Origin of the sequence: Acidovorax sp. sif1233 (assembly GCF_019218755.1) — a bacterium.
Lineage (GTDB): Bacteria > Pseudomonadota > Gammaproteobacteria > Burkholderiales > Burkholderiaceae_C > Acidovorax.
This window is the reverse complement of sequence record NZ_JAHUWZ010000012.1, coordinates 59612-76744: the sequence shown is the minus strand read 5'-3', so window position 1 is coordinate 76744 and position 17133 is coordinate 59612. Positions and strand designations below refer to the sequence as shown.

Genomic DNA, 17133 nt, shown 5'->3' with positions numbered 1-17133 from the left:
ACCCAGAATCGGCCTACACAGCGGCACCGCCGCCTGTGCCGCAGCCTTGTTGTCCCCTTTCCAATCGACGCCCGCCATGCCCCAACACCTTCGCGGAATCTCGTCCATGGCCACCCGCCAAGTGCTGGCCGAGCTGACCTCCGGCTATGAGCAGGCGACCGGTCACCGCGCCAGCATCGAGGCCGTGGGCGGCGTGGACGCCGCCCAGCGCGTGCTGGCCGGCGAGGCCTTCGATGTGGTGGTGCTCGCCTCCGACGCCATCGCCAGGCTGCTGGCGGCCGGCTGCATCGTGCCCGGCAGCGTGGTGGACCTGGTGCAGTCGGGCGTGGCGGTGGCCGTGCCCGCAGGCGCGCCGCTGCCGGACATCGGCTCCGAAGACGCCGTGCGCCAGGCCGTGCTGGCGGCACGCAGCATCAGCTATTCCACCGGCCCGAGCGGCGTGGCGCTGGCAAAACTGTTCGAGCGCTGGGGCATCGCTGATGAGATCGCCGGCCGCATGGTGCAGGCCCCGCCCGGCGTGCCCGTGGGCTCGCTGGTGGCCAAGGGCGAGGTGGAACTCGGTTTTCAGCAGCTGAGCGAGCTGCTGCACGTGCAGGGCATCACCATCGTCGGGCCGCTGCCGCCCGCCATCCAGATCACGACCACGTTTTCCGCCGGGATCGGCGCGTTGTCGCAGCAGGCCGATGCCGCGCGCGAACTGCTGACCTACATGGCGTCGCCGCAAGCAGCGGACGCCAAGCATAGGCAGGGCATGAGCCCCGCGTGACCGGCCTGCGCCACAGCACAAGCACTTCGACAAGAACATCTTTCAGGAGCACAAACCCATGAGCCTCATCATCGACTGCCACGGCCACTACACCACGGCCCCCAAGGCGCTGGAGAACTGGCGCAATGCGCAGATCGCCGGCATCAAGGACCCCGCCCAGATGCCCAAGGTGGCGGACCTGAAGATCAGCGACGACGAGCTGCGCGAATCCATAGAGACCAACCAGCTCAGGCTGATGAAGGAGCGCGGCAGCGACATCACGCTGTTCAGCCCGCGCGCCAGCTTCATGGCCCACCACATCGGCGACTTCAACGTGTCGAGCACCTGGGCCGCCATCTGCAACGAGCTGTGCTACCGCGTCTCCACGCTGTTCCCCGACCACTTCGTGCCCGTGGCCATGCTGCCGCAAAGCCCCGGTGTCGATCCCGCCACCTGCATCCCCGAGCTGGAAAAGTGCGTCAAGGAATACGGCGCCGTGGGCATCAACCTGAACCCCGACCCCTCGGGCGGCCACTGGACCAGCCCGCCGCTGACCGACAAGCACTGGTACCCCATCTACGAAAAGATGGTGGAGTACGACCTGCCCGCCATGATCCACGTGAGCACCAGCTGCAACGCGTGTTTTCACACCACGGGCGCGCACTACCTGAACGCCGACACCACGGCCTTCATGCAGCTGATCCAGGGCGACCTGTTCAAGGACTTCCCCACGCTCAAGTTCCTGATCCCGCACGGCGGCGGCGCGGTGCCCTACCACTGGGGCCGTTTCCGGGGCCTGGCGCAGGAGATGAAGAAGCCGCTGCTCGACGAGCACCTGATGAACAACGTGTTCTTCGACACCTGCGTGTACCACCAGCCCGGCATCGACCTGCTGAACACGGTGATCCCGGTGAAGAACGTGCTGTTCGCCAGCGAAATGATCGGCGCGGTGCGCGGCATCGACCCGACCACCGGCAACTACTACGACGACACCAAGCGCTACATCGAGGCGTCCACGATCCTCAGTGCCGAAGACAAGCACCAGATCTACGAAGCCAACACGCGCCGCGTGTTCTCCCGACTCGATGCACGCCTGAAGGCAAAGGGGCTCTGACATGTACGAACTAGGCGTTGTCTACCGCAACATCACCCGCGCCGACCGCGCGGCCGCCGACGGCCTGGCCGCTTTGGGCTCGGCCACCGTGCACGAGGCCATGGGCCGCGTGGGCCTGCTCAAGCCGTACATGCGGCCCATCTACGGCGGCCAGCAGGTCAGCGGCACGGCCGTGACCGTGCTGCTGCAGCCCGGCGACAACTGGATGATGCATGTGGCGGCCGAGCAGATCCAGCCCGGCGACATCGTGGTGGCGGCCGTCACCTCGGAGTGCACCGATGGCTACTTCGGCGACCTGCTGGCCACGTCCTTCCAGGCCCGTGGCGCCCGCGCGCTCATCATCGATGCCGGCGTGCGCGACGTGAAGACGCTGCAGGAGATGAACTTCCCCGTGTGGAGCCGCGCCATCAGCAGCAAGGGCACGATCAAGGCCACGCTGGGCTCGGTGAACATCCCCGTGGTGTGCGCCGGTGCGCTCGTCACGCCGGGCGACGTGATCGTGGCCGATGACGACGGCGTGGTCTGCGTGCCCGCCGCACGTGCCGCCGCCACGCTGGAAGCCGCGCAAAAGCGCGAGAGCTTCGAAGGCGAAAAGCGCGCCAAGCTCGCTTCGGGCGTGCTGGGCCTGGATATGTACAACATGCGCCCCGGCCTGGAGAAGGCGGGCCTCAGGTACATCGACTGACACGCCAGTTTTGAATCTTTCAGGCCTCTGGCGCTTTACTGGAAAGCGCTGGAAGCTATTGAATTTATAGCATTCTATTTTTCCTGCATCCCATGACCTTTCGCACCTTGTCCCCCCTGCGTCGCAGTCTTGCCTTGGCCCTGGGCCTGGCCGCCACCCTGGGCCTCGCATCCCACGGCGCACACGCCCAGGCCTTCCCCACCAAGCCCGTGCGCATCATCACGCCCTTCCCCGTGGGCGGTGGTCCCGACGGCGTGGCGCGCATCGTGGCCGAGAAGCTGGGCCGCATCTGGAACCAGCCCGTGGTGGTCGAGAACCGCCCCGGCGGCAACGGCTTCATCGCCATCGATGCCTTCAAGCGCGGCGCCAAGGACGGCCACGACCTGATCGTGCTGGACAACGTGCACCTGGCCGCCTACCCCAGCCTGTTCAAGAAGCTGCCCTACGACGTGGCCAAGGACTTCGACACGCTGCTGCCGCTGTTCAAGACCCACTTCTTCTTCACCGTGGGCACGGGCAGCAAGTACAAGACCGTGGGCGACATCGTGGCCGACGCCAAGGCCCGCCCGGGCAAGCTCAACTACGGCTCCTGGTCGGTGGGCAACCCCGTGCACCTGGGCTCCGAGCTGTTCGAGAGCGCCACCGGCACGCAGATGGAGCACGTGATCTTCAAGGAGACCACGCAGCTGTACACCTCGGTCGCCACCGGCGACATCGACTTCGCCTTGGGCAGCGCCGCCACCGCCGGGCCGCTGTACCGCGCGGGCAAGCTGCGCCTGCTGGCGTTCGCCGGCCCCCAGCGGTCGGCCGAGTTCCCCGACGTGCCCACCGTGGCCGAAGCCGGTGGCCCCAAGGACTTCGCCGTGACCGGCTGGAACGCCATCGCCGTGCCGCCCGGCCTGCCCGCGGCCGTCACCGACAAGATCAAGCGCGACATCGAGCAGGCCCTGACGGGGGCCGACGTGGCCGAGAAGTTCAAGACCTTCGGCTACGAGCAGTTCCCCACCACGCGTGCGCAGTTCGCCCAGTTCGTGAAGGACGAGAGCCAGCGCTTTGGCGACGTGATCAGGAAGGCCAATGTGTCGCTGGATTGATCGGAGCGAAACGCAAGGAGCACGCACATGAGTGAATTCACCAAGACCCCTGGCTGGCTCGACTGGTACGCCGGCCCGAGCAAGCCGCGTTTTCAGGTGCCCGCGGGCGCCGTGGACGCGCACTGCCACGTGTTCGGCCCCGGCGCCGAATTTCCCTACGCGCCCGAGCGCAAGTACACGCCCTGCGACGCCAGCAAGCAGCAGCTCTATGCGCTGCGCGACCACCTGGGCTTCGCGCGCAACGTGGTGGTGCAGGCCACCTGCCATGGCGCGGACAACCGCGCCATGGTCGATGCGCTCGTGCACTCGGGCGGCAAGGCGCGTGGCGTGGCCACGGTGCGCCGCTCGGTGAGCGACGAGGAGCTGCAGGCCATGCACGACGCCGGCGTGCGCGGCGTGCGCTTCAATTTCGTCAAGCGCCTGGTGGACTTCACGCCCAAGGACGAGCTCATGGAGATCGCGGCGCGCATCGCCAAGCTCGGCTGGCACGTGGTGATCTACTTCGAGGCGGTGGACCTGCCCGAACTGTGGGATTTCTTCACCGCACTCCCCACCACGGTGGTGGTGGACCACATGGGCCGCCCTGACGTGACCAAGCCCGTGGACGGGCCCGAGTTCGAGCTGTTCCTGAAATTCATGCGCCAGCACCCCAATGTGTGGAGCAAGGTCAGCTGCCCCGAGCGCCTGAGCGTGGCCGGGCCCAAGGCGCTCGATGGCGAGCAGGCCGCCTACCGCGACGTGGTGCCATTCGCGCGCCGCGTGGTCGAGGAGTTCCCGGACCGCGTGCTCTGGGGCACCGACTGGCCGCACCCCAACCTCAAGGACCACATGCCCGACGACGGCCTGCTGGTGGACTTCATCCCGCACATCGCCACCACGGCCGGGCTGCAGCAAAAACTGCTGGTGGACAATCCCATGCGGCTGTACTGGCCGGAAGAAGAAAAGGGCTGACGCCATGTCCCTCGACAAACCCTACCTGGACGTGCCCGGCACGACCATCTTCGATGCAGAGCAAAGCCGCAAGGGCTACTGGCTCAACCAGTTCTGCATGAGCCTCATGAAGGCCGACAACCGCGCCCGCTTCAAGGCCGACGAGCGCGCCTACCTCGACGAGTGGGCGATGACCGAGGAACAGAAGCAGGCCGTGCTCGCGCGCGACCTCAACTGGTGCATCCGCCTGGGCGGCAACATCTACTTCCTGGCCAAGATCGGTGCCACCGATGGCAAGAGCTTCCAGCAGATGGCCGGCTCCATGACCGGAATGACCGAGGACGAGTACCGCGCCATGATGGTCGGTGGCGGCCGGTCGGCGCAGGGCAACCGCGTCATCGGCGAAGACGGCGATGCCCAGGCGCACCGCCAGCCGCAGGGTGCTGCGGGAAAGAAAGGAAACTGAACATGGCGCGTATCACCGCCTCCGTCTTCACCTCGCACGTGCCCGCCATCGGCGCCGCGCTCGATCTGGGCAAGACGCAAGAGGACTACTGGAAGCCGCTGTTCGCGGGCTATGACTTCTCCAAGCAGTGGATGAAGGACAACAAGCCCGACGTCATCTTCCTCGTCTACAACGACCATGCCACGGCCTTCAGCCTGGAGATGATCCCCACCTTCGCCATCGGCACCGCCGCCGAGTACCAGCCCGCCGACGAGGGCTGGGGCCCGCGCCCCGTGCCCAAGGTCATCGGCCACCCGGACCTGGCCTCGCACATCGCGCAGTCGGTCATCCAGCAGGATTTCGACCTCACCATCGTCAACCGCATGGACGTGGACCACGGCCTCACGGTGCCGCTGTCGCTCATGTGCGGCCCGCAGGATCCGGTGGACGGAGCCTGGCCCTGCCCGGTGATCCCGTTCGCGGTCAACGTGGTGCAGTACCCCGTGCCCAGCGGCCGCCGTTGCTACAACCTGGGCCAGGCGATCCGCAAGGCCGTGGAGAGCTACGACGAAGACGTCAACGTGCACATCTGGGGCACGGGCGGCATGAGCCACCAGCTGCAGGGCCCGCGCGCGGGCCTGATCAACAAGGACTTCGACAACGCCTTCCTCGACAAGCTCATCAGCGACCCCGAGGCCGCCGCCAGCATCCCGCACATCGACTACGTGCGCGAGGCGGGCAGCGAGGGCATCGAACTCGTGATGTGGCTCATCGCGCGCGGCGCCATGGCCGACGTGGCCGGCGGCAAGCCCCCGAAGCTGGTGCACCGCTTCTACCATGTGCCCGCATCCAACACGGCCGTGGGCCACCTGATCCTGGAGAACACCTGACATGACCAAGACCATCAAAGTAGCGCTTGCGGGCGCGGGTGCCTTCGGCATCAAGCACCTGGACGGCATCCAGAACATCGACGGCGTGGAAGTCGTTTCGCTGATCAGCCGCGACCTCGACAAAACGAAGGAAGTCGCCGCCAAGTACGGCATCGGCCATGTCACCACCGACCTGGCCGACAGCCTGGCCCTGCCCGAGGTGGACGCGGTGATCCTGTGCACGCCCACGCAGATGCACGCCGAGCAGAGCATCGCATGCCTGAAGGCCGGCAAGCACGTGCAGGTGGAGATCCCGCTGGCCGACAGCCTGAAGGGCGCGCAGCAGGTCGTCGCCGCGCAAAAGGAAAAGGGCCTGGTGGCCATGTGCGGCCACACGCGCCGCTTCAACCCCAGCCACCAGTACGTGCACCGGAAGATCCAGGCCGGCGAGTTCAACATCCAGCAGATGGATGTGCAGACCTACTTCTTTCGCCGCACCAACACCAACGCGCTGGGCCAGGCCCGCAGCTGGACGGACCACCTGCTGTGGCACCACGCCGCCCACACGGTGGACCTGTTCGCGTACCAGGCGGGCAGCCCCATCGTGAAGGCCAACGCCATCCAGGGCCCCATCCACCCGGTGCTGGGCATTGCGATGGACATGAGCATCCAGCTCAAGGCCGAGAACGGCGCCATCTGCACGCTGTCGCTGTCGTTCAACAACGACGGCCCGCTGGGCACGTACTTCCGCTACATCGGCGACACCGCCACCTACCTGGCGCGCTACGACGACCTGTACAACGGCAAGGACGAGAAGATCGACGTGAGCCATGTCGACGTGTCGATGAACGGCATCGAGCTGCAGGACCGCGAGTTCTTCGCCGCCATCCGCGAAGGCCGCGAACCCAACTCCAGCGTGGGCCTCGTGCTCGCCTGCTACGAGGTGCTGCACGACCTGGAGCAGCAGCTCAACGCGGGCTGAAGTTGGGTTTGTGGGGCTGGATAGGCCCCCTGCGCTCATCAGGAGCGCGCGGGCAGCTATCGAATCGATAGCTGATTTTTTTCCGGCCGGGGCGTCCTGCACACGCAGTGCCCCTGGCTGAAGCCGGCGGTCAGATCGGCGCGTAGCTGCCCGTGCCGCCCGGCCAGACCGTGAGCACCTCGTACCCGTCGGGCGTCACCGCCACCATGTGCTCCCACTGCGCGGACAGCGAGCGGTCCTTGGTCACCACGGTCCATCCGTCCGCCAGTTCCCTGGTCTCGCGGCCGCCTGCGTTGAGCATGGGCTCGATGGTGAAGACCATGCCGGCCTCCAGCGTGAGCCCGGTGCCGCGCTGGCCGTAGTGCAGCACGTTGGGCACGTCGTGGTAGACCTGCCCGATGCCGTGCCCGCAGTACTCGCGCACCACGCTGAAGCGCTCGCGCTGCGCCACCGTCTGGATCGCGTGGCCGACGTCGCCCAGCGTGGCGCCGGGACGCACCTGCCGGATGCCCGCGCACAGGGCTTCGTACGTCGTCTCCACCAGGCGCCGGGCGAGCAGGCTGGGCGGCCCGACGAAGTACATGCGGCTGGTGTCGCCGTACCAGCCGTCCTTGATCACCGCCACGTCGATGTTCACGATATCGCCCTTCTTCAGGATCTTGTCGTGCGACGGAATGCCGTGGCAGACCACCTGGTTGACGGAGGTGAGGATGGTCTTGGGATACCCCAGGTAGCCCACGTTGGCCGGCACCGCGCCCTGCACGTTCACGATGTGGTCGTGGCAGATGCGGTCCAGTTCCTCGGTGCTCACGCCGGGCACCACGTGGGGCTCGATCATGTGCAGCACCTCGGCGGCCAGCTGCGCGGCGCGCCGCGACAGGGCCAGCTCGTCCGCTGACTTGACGGGAACGCCGCGCGCCATCAGTGCTTGCCGCTGGCCACGGCGCGGGGCTTGGCCGGCAGGCCGTTCACCGCCATGCCGATATCGAAGCCGCCCGCCAGTTCGGCCCGCACCAGCAACTGGCAGATCTCGCGGTGGTCGAGTTCGGGGTGCATCTCGGTCAGCATGCCCACCCGCATCCAGTGCTCGGCCTGCGCGTTGATGGAGCGGCTCAGCGCGGTGCCTGCGACACGCAGGTTTTCGTGCATCTGGTCTGAAATCTTGACGATACCCATGGATGATCCCTATACAAAACGTATATGAATTATATATAAAACGTCTGGCGGCGTCTTAAGGTGGAGCACAGGGTGCGCTGGCCACAATGCCAGGCTTGCCATGCCCTCACACCCCGGACACACCGTCCCAGGAGCCCATCCCGATGCAACCACCGCAGCACGTGACATTCCGCGCTTTTGCCGGGGCCTCGGATTTTCCGGCCATGGTCGCCTGTGCGAACGCCAGCTTTGCCGCCGACCAGACCCGGTTCTTTCGCACCGTGGAGGACGTGGCGCGGGACTACGCCGCGTTCACCCAGTGCGTGCCGCAGCAGGACGTGTGGATCGCGCAGGCGGGCGATGAGATCGCTGGCTATGTGCGTGCCTGGCATTGGGCGCAGGCCGATGGGCTGCAGCTCTACGGGCAGTTTGCGGTCGTTGCGCCGCGGTGGCGCCGGCAGGGCATCGGCGCACGGCTGCACGCGTGGCTGGAGGCGCGCCAGCGCGAGATGGCGGCGGCCCTGGGCCAGGCCGGCCCGCATGCGCACCACGCCTTCGTCACGGAGGGCGAAACCGCACGTGCGGCGCTGCTGGAAAAAGCGGGCTACCGGCCCGAGCGCTATTTCTTCACCATGGGCCGCCCCACGCTGCAGGCCATTGCCGACTTTGCGCTGCCTGCCGGCCTGGAAGTGCGTGCGGTGCAGCCCGGCCACTACCGCGCCATCTGGGATGCGCATGCCCGCGCTTTCCATGCGCACTGGGGCTATGCACCGCCCGACGAGGCGGACTACCAGCGCTGGCTGGCCAGCCCGGTCTTCCAGCCGCACCTGTGGCAGGTGGCCTGGGACGTGCGGATGAACGAGGTGGCGGGCCAGGTGCGCACCTACATCGACACCACATGGAACGCGGGCAATGGCCGCCAGCGCGGATGGACGGAATTCATCAGCGTGGGCGAGCGCTGGCGGCGCCGCGGCCTGGCACGGGCCCTGATTGCGCGCAGCCTGCGCGCCCAGGCCGATGCAGGCATGCAGGAGTCCGGGCTGGGGGTGGACAGTGAGAATGCGAGCGGCGCGCTGCGCGTCTATACGGACTGCGGCTTCGTTGTGGAACAGCGCAACTGCGTGTTTCGCAAGCCGCTGGAACTGGGCACCCCCGGACGCGGGGCCTGACGCCACCGGCACCACGCGGCCGGCAGGCGCGGGCGGTCACAGGGACCGGGACAGCGCGATGAGCCCCCAGACAAGCACCACCAGCTGGGCAAGATTGACGAGCAGCGCGGTGGCATGCACCCGGCGGAACCGCTGCACCGCCCCGCCGTTCCTGGCTTCTATCTGGCTGCCCAGTTGCTGCATGGCGGGCACCAGGCGCTTGCGCAAGGCCGTGGAAACCGCTGCCATGGCCGCCGCGCCAGCGGCATAGGCCCACTGTCCCCACAGCGCGTAGCTGGCCGACGCGCACAGGGCCACCCAAAATGCAGCCTTGTAGTAGACATTGAAGAAACCGCGCACGAACCGGGCGTCGAGCGGCTCGTCGTGCTGGAGGATCAGCAGCGGCAGGCCGCCCAGCAGGAAGTAGGCGGTGGTGACGAGCATGGCGACAGTGAAGAAGAAGGCTGCGTAGATGGCGGAAGGCATGGCGCTTCTCCTGGGCGGGATGGGCCGCTGCGGAGCGCGCGGCTTCGCGTAATGTATCGCGCCGACCCGGCGCAGCAAACCACCGCGGCCCCCGTGGCCGGCGCGCCATGGCCGGCTATCCGTGCGCGCCGATGTTGGTAACAATGGCACCCCATGACCCCCCCTGCCTTCTTTGCCACCTCCGCTGCCTTTCGCCAGTGGCTGCAAGCCCATGCGGCACACGCGCCCGAACTGCTCGTGGGCTTCCACAAGGTCGGCTCGGGCCGCCCGTGCATGACCTGGTCCGAGTCGGTGAACGAGGCGCTGTGTTTTGGCTGGATCGACGGCGTGCGCCGGCGCATCGACGAGCACACCTATTCCATCCGCTTCACGCCGCGCAAGCCATCGTCCGTCTGGAGCGCGGTGAACATCGCCAAGATGGAGCAGCTGCAGGCCGCCGGCCGCATGACGCCCGCGGGCCTGGCGGCCTTCAGCCACCGCAAGGCCGACAAGTCCGCGATCTACTCGCACGAACAGGCCGCAGTGGCCGAGCTGCCCGCCGCGCAGTTGCGCGAGTTCAAACGCCACAAGAAGGCATGGCAGTTCTTCGAGGCCGCCCCCGCGGGCTACCGCAAGTCCATGCTGCACTGGGTGACGTCGGCCAAGCGGCCTGAAACCCGCGCGGCGCGGTTTGCGCAGCTGCTGGCGGCCTCGGTGGCCGGCGAGCGGATCGACCTGTGGACCCGGCGCCCCCGCGCGGGCGATGCTGCTACACCTTCGGCCTGAAAGGACCTCGCCCACCATGGCCCCGCCCGCGCCCTCCCAACCCACCACCATCGCGGACTACATCGCGGCCGCCCCCAAGGCGGGCCAGCCGCTGCTGCACGCGCTGTACGCCATCCTGAAGCGCGCCGCGCCGCAGGCCGAGGAAGCCATCAAGTGGAACACGCCGTTCTTCATCGAGCCGCGCTTCGTGTACGCCTTTTCGGCGCACAAGGCGCATGCGAGCTTTGCGCCGCCCGCTGCGGCGCTCGTGCATTTTGGGCAGGCGCTGCAGGCCGTCAGGACGACCAAGGGCACCATCGTGCTGCCCTACGACCAGCCGCTGCCGGCAGAGCTGATCGAACAGATCGCGCGGTACAGCGTGCAGCGCGTGCGCGCGCGCACCACGGACAGCTTCTGGGAGTGAGCACGCCGCGTAGCGGCCGTGCAGCGCGGGGTGCATGCATGCCGTAAGCTTGCGCCATGCAACAAAGAAACCTTGGACCTTTCTCCGTCTCGGCCATCGGCCTGGGCTGCATGAACCTCTCGCACGCCTACGGCGCGCCCGTGTCGGCCGAGCAGGGCGAGCGCGTGCTGCTGGCCGCGCTCGATGCGGGCGTGACGCTGTTCGACACCGCCACGCTGTACGGCTTCGGCGCCAACGAAACGCTGGTGGGCCGCGTGATGAAAAGCCACCGCAGCCGCTTCACCCTGGCCAGCAAATGCGGCATGCAGGGCGTGGACGTGAACGGCGACGGCAAGCTGGTGCGCGTGATCGACGGCCGCCCCGCCACGCTGCGCCAGACCTGCGAGGACAGCCTGCGCCGCCTGCAGACCGACGTGATCGACCTGTACTACCTGCACCGCTGGGACAAGAAGGTGCCCATCGAGGACAGCGTGGGCGCATTGGCCGACCTGGTGCGCGCGGGCAAGATCCGCAGCATCGGCCTGTCCGAAGTGTCGGCCGCCACCCTGCGCCGCGCGCACGCGGTGCACCCCGTCGCGGCGGTGCAGACCGAGTATTCGCTGTGGACACGCAACCCCGAGATCGCCGTGCTCGGTGCCTGCCGCGACCTGGGCGCGGCCTTCGTGGCCTTCAGCCCCGTGGCGCGGGGCTTTCTGTGCGGCGAACTCAGGGACGTCTCCGCCCTCGACCCCAAGGACATCCGCCGCGCCATGCCCCGCTTCGCCCCCGATGCCTACGCCGCCAACCTGCAGCTGCTGGACGGCTACCAGGCCATCGCGCGCGAAGTGGGCTGCACGCCGGCGCAGCTGGCGCTGGCCTGGCTGCTGCACCAGGGCGGGCACATCATTCCCATCCCCGGGACGACCAGCGTGGAGCACCTGCGGGACGATGTGGGCGCGGCCGGTGTGCGGCTCGATGCCACGGTGCTCGCGCGGCTGGATGCACTGATCAACGAGCGCACCGTGGTGGGCCCGCGCTACAGCGCGCAGAGCGCGAGCGAGGTGGACACCGAGACGTTCGAAAGCCACGCGGTGTAAGTCGTCCTGCGGCCCCGGACTGCCTGGCGGGCGCCACGGACGACGCCCGGCCGCCCTGGGCCGCCCAGCCGCACCTGAAAAAATGTCTCTGCGCTCCATCCTCTCGACATTCGGCCGCAAGCCTGCACCGGCGCGGCCGGACACGCCATCCGTGCACGCCACTTCCCGGTGCAAGCTGTACGGCCATCCCGAGTTCCAGATCCGGGTGTCGAACAGCGCGGTGCCGGTGGAGGACATCTCCTTCCTGCTGCAGTTCTTCGAGCAACGGGTCGCCCGGGGCGAGAAGTTCCGCGGTGGCGAGAGCCTGCAGGTCGGCTGGATGTTCACGATGCTGGAAGAGGGGCCCGCAGGATTCCTGCGGGTGCTGGAGCCCGACATGCAGGTGGTGCCCGTGAGGTTCGTCGATTCGGTCGACAACACGCTCATGCAGCTGCGCAACCAGAAAGACGTTGTGGAGAGCCTCTCCCCGTCCATCGCGCCGGACTTTCCGTCGCTTCGCCAAAGCGCCGTCGTGCACGTGAACTACCAGGAAGCCCGTCGAATCCTGCTGACCCGAAACGACCCCGTCAACGCGGCGGATTCCGGCTGGTGGCTCTCGGACCTGGACGACGAGGCACGCCTTGAGGATCCGGCACGCTTCATGAAGACCTCCTTGTACCAGCTGGGCGTGCACCGCCCGGACCTGATCCAGTTCCTTGCGGTGCCGGCGGGATTGCAGGTGGCCGTGGACGGCGCGCGCATCAGCGTGCTCGGACCCGTGCAGGAGGTGCAGCAGATTCCGGGCTCGTACCTGAGCGAATTGAACAAGGCGCGGCAGAGCGCCGTCTCGGCCGGTCGGTCCTCGGCAGGCTAAGCCAGGCACAGGCACGAGGGCTCTCGCCCATCTCACCAGGCGGGCTGCGGCATTCCGCGGTCACAAACACCTCGCAGACCTCCGCTCGCGCCCACGTTCAAAGGCTGCGCTTTCTGAAAGGAAAAAGCCCTGGAGCATCACTGCTCCAGGGCTTGTTCGTTCGGCACGCTGGCGGGATCTGGTGACCTTGCCGTCCCCCGGCCTGTCCGCCGAGGGATCGGGCGCCCCAGGGGCTCAACGGCCGCGCAGGGTGCCCTTGTCGTCGGCGATCACGATCTCCACGCGGCGGTTCATGGCGCGGCCTTCCGGCGATGCGTTGTCGGCCACGGGGTGGGCCTTGCCGTAGCCGCGCGCGGTGATGCGGCTGCTGTCCACGCCGCGCTGCACCAGTGCGTCGCGCACGGACTGGGCGCGGCGGTCCGACAGGTCCTGGTTGTAGCCGTCGGAGCCCACGCTGTCGGTGTAGCCCTCGATGAGCAGCTTGCGGTCCGGGAACTGCTTGAGGAAGCTGGCCAGCTTGTCCAGGCGGGGGCCGGCCTGGGCCGACAGCTCCGCCTTGTTGAAGGCAAACAGCACGTCGCCCAGCGTCACGAGCAGCCCGCGCTCGGTCTGCTGGGCTTCCATGTCGCGCAGCTGGGCTTCCAGTGCGCGCACGCGGTCCTGTGCGGCGCTGGCCTGGGCCATCGCGACGCTGGCATTGGCCTGCTGCTGGGCGGCGCGCTGCTCGGCGTTCAGGGCCTGGGCCTGGGCCTGCTGGGCGCGCAGGCGGGCCTGGTCGGCCTCCTGTGTGCGGGCCTGCAGGCGGATGCGGTCGGCATCGCCGCTGGCTTGCTGGATGCTGGCGTCCAGCTGGCGTGAGCGTGCCGCGTTCGTGGCGATCTCGGCGCGCTGGCGTGCGATGTAGGCCAGGTGGTTGGTTTCCGATTCGTCGTGGTCGTCGGCCCATTCGCGGTCGGCGCGGGCCAGAGCGTCGGTCGCTTCCTTCAGTTCCACGGGGGCGTACTGGTTCACGATGGGATCGCCGGCGACGGCGCTCACGGCGGAGCGGGCCTGCTCCAGCGCCGGGAACGGCGCGGTGCTGGCACAGGCCGCGAGCAGCCCCACGGCGATGAGGCTGGTGCACAGGGCGGTGGTACGTTGGATCAATCGGTGCATGGTGTGGTGTCCTTCAAAGGTCAAGAGCGGCCCGCGGTGCGGGCGGCGTGGTCAGGAGCGCTCGGCCCTCAGCGGGGGGACCGGCGGTTGATTTCTTCCTGCAGCGCGCGGATGCTGTCCTGGACCTGGGCAAGGTTGGTCGCATTGCGTGCCGCGTCGGCACGGGTCTCGGCCACGCGGGCGTCGACCTCGGCCTCGGCCGCCAGGCGCCGGGCGTTCTTGTAGTCCTGCTGGGCCATGGCCTTCTCGGCGAGGATGAGTTTTTCCTGCGCACGCTGCAGGTCCACGGGGGCGCTGGTGGCCGTCGCCGGCGCCGCCGCCACGCGGTTCACCGTGGTGCGGGTGACGGCCATCTGTTCGGCGGGCGGGGGCGTGGACGAGCACGCTGCCAGGGCGCCCAGCGCGAGGGCTGCGGCCGTGAGACGGAGGGGGATGGATGGGTGCATGGTGTGGAGACCTCCTGAGCGGGTGGATTGTTGGTGGGCAGGCCCCGGCGCGTTGCGCGCCTCACTGGGCAGGGGGCGCGGCGCCAGGCAATGCATGCCAGCTTTTTGATGAATGCATTGTTCGCCGCGCGGCCCGCCGCCCGCGTAGGCACTGCCTCTGTATTCCTGTGGGCCATGTCTTACGAACGCTTGCAATTTGCGTGGGGCGTGGCCGGGCCTGTGCCGGGTGTCGTCCACCGCTTCACCCGTCCCTCGCTCAGGTGCTGGCGGCCTTGCCGAGCAAGGGTGCGGGAACTCTGCGCGGCGATGGCTGTCGATCAATCAGTCCACCGCGCGCCACTGCCATCGGCCACCGGCCACCGGCCACCGGCCACCGGTGGCCGGTGGCCGGTGGCCGCACCCGCGCCCACGCAGGCCTGCAAGCGGGCCACACGCCGCAGCCCGGCGCGCGTGCCGCCCCACCAAGGAGAAACAACCATGCCGCCATCGACCTTCTCAACCTGGATCCGCGAGACGACCTTCGTGGGCGTTCCGCTGTGGAGCCTGATGGTGGCGCTGGCCGCCGCCGCCACGACCTATGTGGGCATCCTGCTGGTGCTGCATCTGCTCACGGGCCGTGCCAGGGTGTGGGCCACGCAGTCCGGCAGCGCGGCGGCGCACACCGTGGTGGAGGTGCTGGAGGGCACGAGCCGCCTGCTCATGGTGGTCGTGGCCCTGCTGGTGGGCGCGAGCCTGCTGGAGCTGCCGGGCCGCTGGGAAAGCCGGCTCAGCCAGCTGTGGTTTGTCGCCCTTGCGCTGCAGATGGGCCTGTGGGGCATGCGGGCCATCGGCATGGGCGTGCGGCGGTATGTGGAACGCCATTCGTCCACGGGCATGACCCAGGTCAGCGCCTCCGCCACGCTGTTGTCCTGGGGGCTGCGCACGCTGCTGTGGAGCGTGGTGCTGCTGGCCATCCTGTCCAACGTGGGCGTGAACATCACGGCCTTCATCGCCAGCCTGGGGGTGGGGGGCATCGCCGTGGCGCTGGCGGTGCAGAACATCCTGGGCGACCTGTTCGCCTCGCTCGCGATCGCGGTGGACAAGCCCTTCGAGGTGGGCGATTTCATCGTGGTCGGCAGCGTCTCGGGCACGGTGCAGGTGATCGGGCTGAAGACCACGCGCATCCGCAGCCTGCAGGGCGAGCAGATCGTGATGTCCAACACCGACCTGCTCAAGCAGACCATCAGCAACTACCGCATGCTGGAGAAGCGGCGCATCGTGTTCGGCTTCGGTGTGTCGTACAACACCACGCCCGAGCAGGCCGAGGCGATCCCGGGCGTGGTGCGCAAGCTCATCGACGCCCATCCGGAGCTGCGCTTCGACCGCGCGCACTTCAAGGCGTTTGGCGCGAGTTCGCTGGACTACGAGGTGGTCTACATCGTCCAGGACCCGGCGTTCAACCTCTACATGGACCTGCAGCAGTCCATCAATCTGGGCCTCATGCGCGAGTTCAAGGCCATGGGGGTGGAGTTTGCCTTTCCCACCAGCACGGTGCACATCGCCAGCGCGCCTGCGCAGTCCCAGGGCCCGGCGCCGCTGGCTGGTGCTGCGGCGGCCGCCGCCGCGTCCGTGGCCGCGCGTTGAGGCGGCGGCCTGCCGCGCACCGCGGGGCGGGCGGGGGGCAAAAAAAAGCCGGCAGCCTTTGCAGGCGGCCGGCTTGAACAGGGTAGTTGCTTCTAATGCTTCTTCATTCTCAAGGGTAACGCTTACTTGGAAACAACGCGCACCATTTCCAGGCACTTGTTCGAGTAGCCCCATTCGTTGTCGTACCAGCTCACGACCTTCACGAAGGTGCCGTCCAGCGCGATGCCGGCGTCGGCGTCGAAGATGGACGTGCGGGTGTCGCCACGGAAGTCGGTGGCCACCACCTTGTCCTCGGTGTAGCCCAGCACGCCCTTGAGCGCGCCTTCGGACTGGGCCTTCATCTCGGCCTTGATTTCCTCATAGGTGGCAGCCTTGTCCAGCTCCACCGTCAGGTCGACCACCGACACGTCGCTGGTGGGCACGCGGAAGGACATGCCGGTCAGCTTCTTGTTCAGCGCCGGGATCACCACGCCCACGGCCTTGGCGGCGCCGGTGCTCGAGGGGATGATGTTTTCCAGGATGCCGCGGCCGCCGCGCCAGTCCTTGTTGGACGGGCCGTCCACGGTCTTTTGCGTGGCGGTGGCGGCGTGCACCGTGGTCATCAGGCCTCGCTTGATGCCCCACTTGTCGTTGAGCACCTTGGCCACGGGGGCCAGGCAGTTGGTGGTGCACGAGGCGTTGGACACGATGGCCTGGCCGGCGTAGGTGTCGTGGTTCACGCCGAACACGAACATGGGCGTGTCGTCCTTGGAGGGGGCCGACAGGATGACCTTCCTGGCGCCCGCATCGATGTGCTTTTGCGCGGTGACCTTGTCCAGGAACAGGCCGGTGGATTCGATCACCACGTCGGCGCCGACTTCGTTCCACTTGAGGTTGGCGGGGTCGCGCTCTTGCGTCAGGCGGATCTTCTTGCCATTGACGACCAGGGTGTTGCCGTCCACCGAGACTTCGCCCTTGAAGCGACCGTGCACCGAGTCGTACTGCAGCATGTACGCGAGGTACTCCGGCTCCAGCAGGTCGTTGATGCCCACGACTTCGATGTCGCTGAAGTTCTGGATGGCCGAGCGCAGCACGTTGCGGCCGATGCGGCCAAAGCCGTTGATACCAATCTTGATCGTCATAGGGTGTCTCTCCAAGGTTGCAAAGTCGAAATCAGGAA

General features: G+C 67.8%; 21 protein-coding genes. 14 read left to right on the top strand and 7 right to left on the bottom strand.

Features of this window, described 5'->3' with window-relative positions:
• Positions 1 to 106: 106 nt before the first annotated feature.
• The 8 genes from KW843_RS25435 (at position 107) to KW843_RS25400 (ending at position 6864) form a co-directional block, all read left to right on the top strand.
• Positions 107 to 766 carry a substrate-binding domain-containing protein gene (locus tag KW843_RS25435; protein ID WP_255594949.1) on the top strand — a complete coding sequence of 220 codons (660 nt, stop codon included), beginning with the start codon at positions 107 to 109 and terminating at the stop codon, positions 764 to 766.
• Positions 767 to 824: 58 nt separating this feature from the next.
• Positions 825 to 1859, top strand: a complete 1035-nt coding sequence (locus KW843_RS25430; protein WP_218297910.1) for an amidohydrolase family protein — start codon at positions 825 to 827, stop codon at positions 1857 to 1859.
• A gap of 1 nt (position 1860) precedes the next feature.
• Positions 1861 to 2544, top strand: coding sequence for a 4-carboxy-4-hydroxy-2-oxoadipate aldolase/oxaloacetate decarboxylase (ligK, locus tag KW843_RS25425; protein ID WP_218297909.1), 684 nt, complete (start codon positions 1861 to 1863; stop codon positions 2542 to 2544).
• A gap of 92 nt (positions 2545 to 2636) precedes the next feature.
• Complete coding sequence (locus tag KW843_RS25420) at positions 2637 to 3638, top strand: tripartite tricarboxylate transporter substrate binding protein (RefSeq protein ID WP_218297908.1); 1002 nt, start codon at positions 2637 to 2639, stop codon at positions 3636 to 3638.
• 27 nt (positions 3639 to 3665) lie between these two features.
• Entirely contained in the window at positions 3666 to 4589 is a 924-nt protein-coding gene (locus KW843_RS25415) for an amidohydrolase family protein (protein ID WP_218297907.1), read from the top strand.
• A 4-nt stretch (positions 4590 to 4593) separates the two neighbouring features.
• A complete protein-coding gene (ligA, locus tag KW843_RS25410; RefSeq protein WP_218297906.1) occupies positions 4594 to 5034 on the top strand; it encodes a protocatechuate 4,5-dioxygenase subunit alpha in 441 nt (146 codons plus the stop codon).
• A gap of 2 nt (positions 5035 to 5036) precedes the next feature.
• Positions 5037 to 5903 carry a class III extradiol dioxygenase subunit beta gene (locus tag KW843_RS25405; RefSeq protein ID WP_218297905.1) on the top strand — a complete coding sequence of 289 codons (867 nt, stop codon included), beginning with the start codon at positions 5037 to 5039 and terminating at the stop codon, positions 5901 to 5903.
• A gap of 1 nt (position 5904) precedes the next feature.
• Positions 5905 to 6864, top strand: a complete 960-nt coding sequence (locus KW843_RS25400; RefSeq protein WP_218297904.1) for a Gfo/Idh/MocA family oxidoreductase — start codon at positions 5905 to 5907, stop codon at positions 6862 to 6864.
• 130 nt (positions 6865 to 6994) lie between these two features.
• Here KW843_RS25400 and map read toward each other — a convergent pair whose 3' ends face one another.
• Together map and KW843_RS25390 are read right to left on the bottom strand one after the other, a co-directional pair.
• Positions 6995 to 7786, bottom strand: coding sequence for a type I methionyl aminopeptidase (gene map, locus KW843_RS25395; protein ID WP_218297903.1), 792 nt, complete (start codon positions 7784 to 7786; stop codon positions 6995 to 6997).
• A complete protein-coding gene (locus KW843_RS25390; RefSeq protein ID WP_218297902.1) occupies positions 7786 to 8040 on the bottom strand; it encodes a ParD-like family protein in 255 nt (84 codons plus the stop codon). Before KW843_RS25390 ends, map begins: the two co-directional genes overlap by 1 nt.
• 143 nt (positions 8041 to 8183) lie before the next feature.
• On the opposite strand from KW843_RS25390, the gene KW843_RS25385 reads away from it, so the two are divergent.
• A complete protein-coding gene (locus KW843_RS25385; RefSeq protein WP_255594947.1) occupies positions 8184 to 9188 on the top strand; it encodes a GNAT family N-acetyltransferase in 1005 nt (334 codons plus the stop codon).
• 36 nt (positions 9189 to 9224) lie between these two features.
• On the opposite strand, the gene KW843_RS25380 is transcribed toward KW843_RS25385, so the two are convergent.
• A complete protein-coding gene (locus KW843_RS25380; protein ID WP_218297901.1) occupies positions 9225 to 9653 on the bottom strand; it encodes a hypothetical protein in 429 nt (142 codons plus the stop codon).
• A 153-nt stretch (positions 9654 to 9806) separates the two neighbouring features.
• Here KW843_RS25380 and KW843_RS25375 point away from each other — a divergent pair, with 153 nt between their 5' ends.
• The 4 genes from KW843_RS25375 to KW843_RS25360 all read left to right on the top strand — a co-directional run bounded on the left by KW843_RS25375 (position 9807) and on the right by KW843_RS25360 (position 12750).
• Positions 9807 to 10418, top strand: a complete 612-nt coding sequence (locus KW843_RS25375; protein ID WP_218297900.1) for a YdeI family protein — start codon at positions 9807 to 9809, stop codon at positions 10416 to 10418.
• 16 nt (positions 10419 to 10434) lie between these two features.
• Complete coding sequence (locus tag KW843_RS25370; protein WP_218297899.1) at positions 10435 to 10821, top strand: iron chaperone; 387 nt, start codon at positions 10435 to 10437, stop codon at positions 10819 to 10821.
• A 56-nt stretch (positions 10822 to 10877) separates the two neighbouring features.
• On the top strand, positions 10878 to 11897 hold the full coding sequence (locus KW843_RS25365; protein WP_218297898.1) for an aldo/keto reductase: 1020 nt from the start codon (positions 10878 to 10880) through the stop codon (positions 11895 to 11897).
• A 151-nt stretch (positions 11898 to 12048) separates the two neighbouring features.
• Positions 12049 to 12750: a hypothetical protein gene (locus KW843_RS25360; RefSeq protein WP_370628119.1), complete on the top strand. Its 702-nt coding sequence runs from the start codon at positions 12049 to 12051 to the stop codon at positions 12748 to 12750.
• Positions 12751 to 12984: 234 nt separating this feature from the next.
• On the opposite strand, the gene KW843_RS25355 is transcribed toward KW843_RS25360, so the two are convergent.
• The 3 genes from KW843_RS25355 to KW843_RS25345 all read right to left on the bottom strand — a co-directional run bounded on the left by KW843_RS25355 (position 12985) and on the right by KW843_RS25345 (position 14830).
• Positions 12985 to 13905, bottom strand: a complete 921-nt coding sequence (locus KW843_RS25355) for an OmpA family protein (protein ID WP_218297896.1) — start codon at positions 13903 to 13905, stop codon at positions 12985 to 12987.
• A gap of 68 nt (positions 13906 to 13973) precedes the next feature.
• Positions 13974 to 14351 (bottom strand): DUF4398 domain-containing protein, encoded by a 378-nt coding sequence (locus KW843_RS25350; protein ID WP_218297895.1) that lies wholly within the window; start codon positions 14349 to 14351, stop codon positions 13974 to 13976.
• 317 nt (positions 14352 to 14668) lie between these two features.
• Entirely contained in the window at positions 14669 to 14830 is a 162-nt protein-coding gene (locus tag KW843_RS25345; protein WP_218297894.1) for a hypothetical protein, read from the bottom strand.
• Between KW843_RS25345 and KW843_RS25340 the strand changes: the two genes are divergently transcribed.
• Complete coding sequence (locus tag KW843_RS25340) at positions 14829 to 15974, top strand: mechanosensitive ion channel family protein (protein WP_218297893.1); 1146 nt, start codon at positions 14829 to 14831, stop codon at positions 15972 to 15974. The genes KW843_RS25345 and KW843_RS25340 overlap by 2 nt on opposite strands.
• A gap of 122 nt (positions 15975 to 16096) precedes the next feature.
• On the opposite strand, the gene gap is transcribed toward KW843_RS25340, so the two are convergent.
• Positions 16097 to 17095, bottom strand: a complete 999-nt coding sequence (gene gap / locus KW843_RS25335) for a type I glyceraldehyde-3-phosphate dehydrogenase (protein WP_218297892.1) — start codon at positions 17093 to 17095, stop codon at positions 16097 to 16099.
• Between the last annotated feature and the right edge of the window lie 38 nt (positions 17096 to 17133).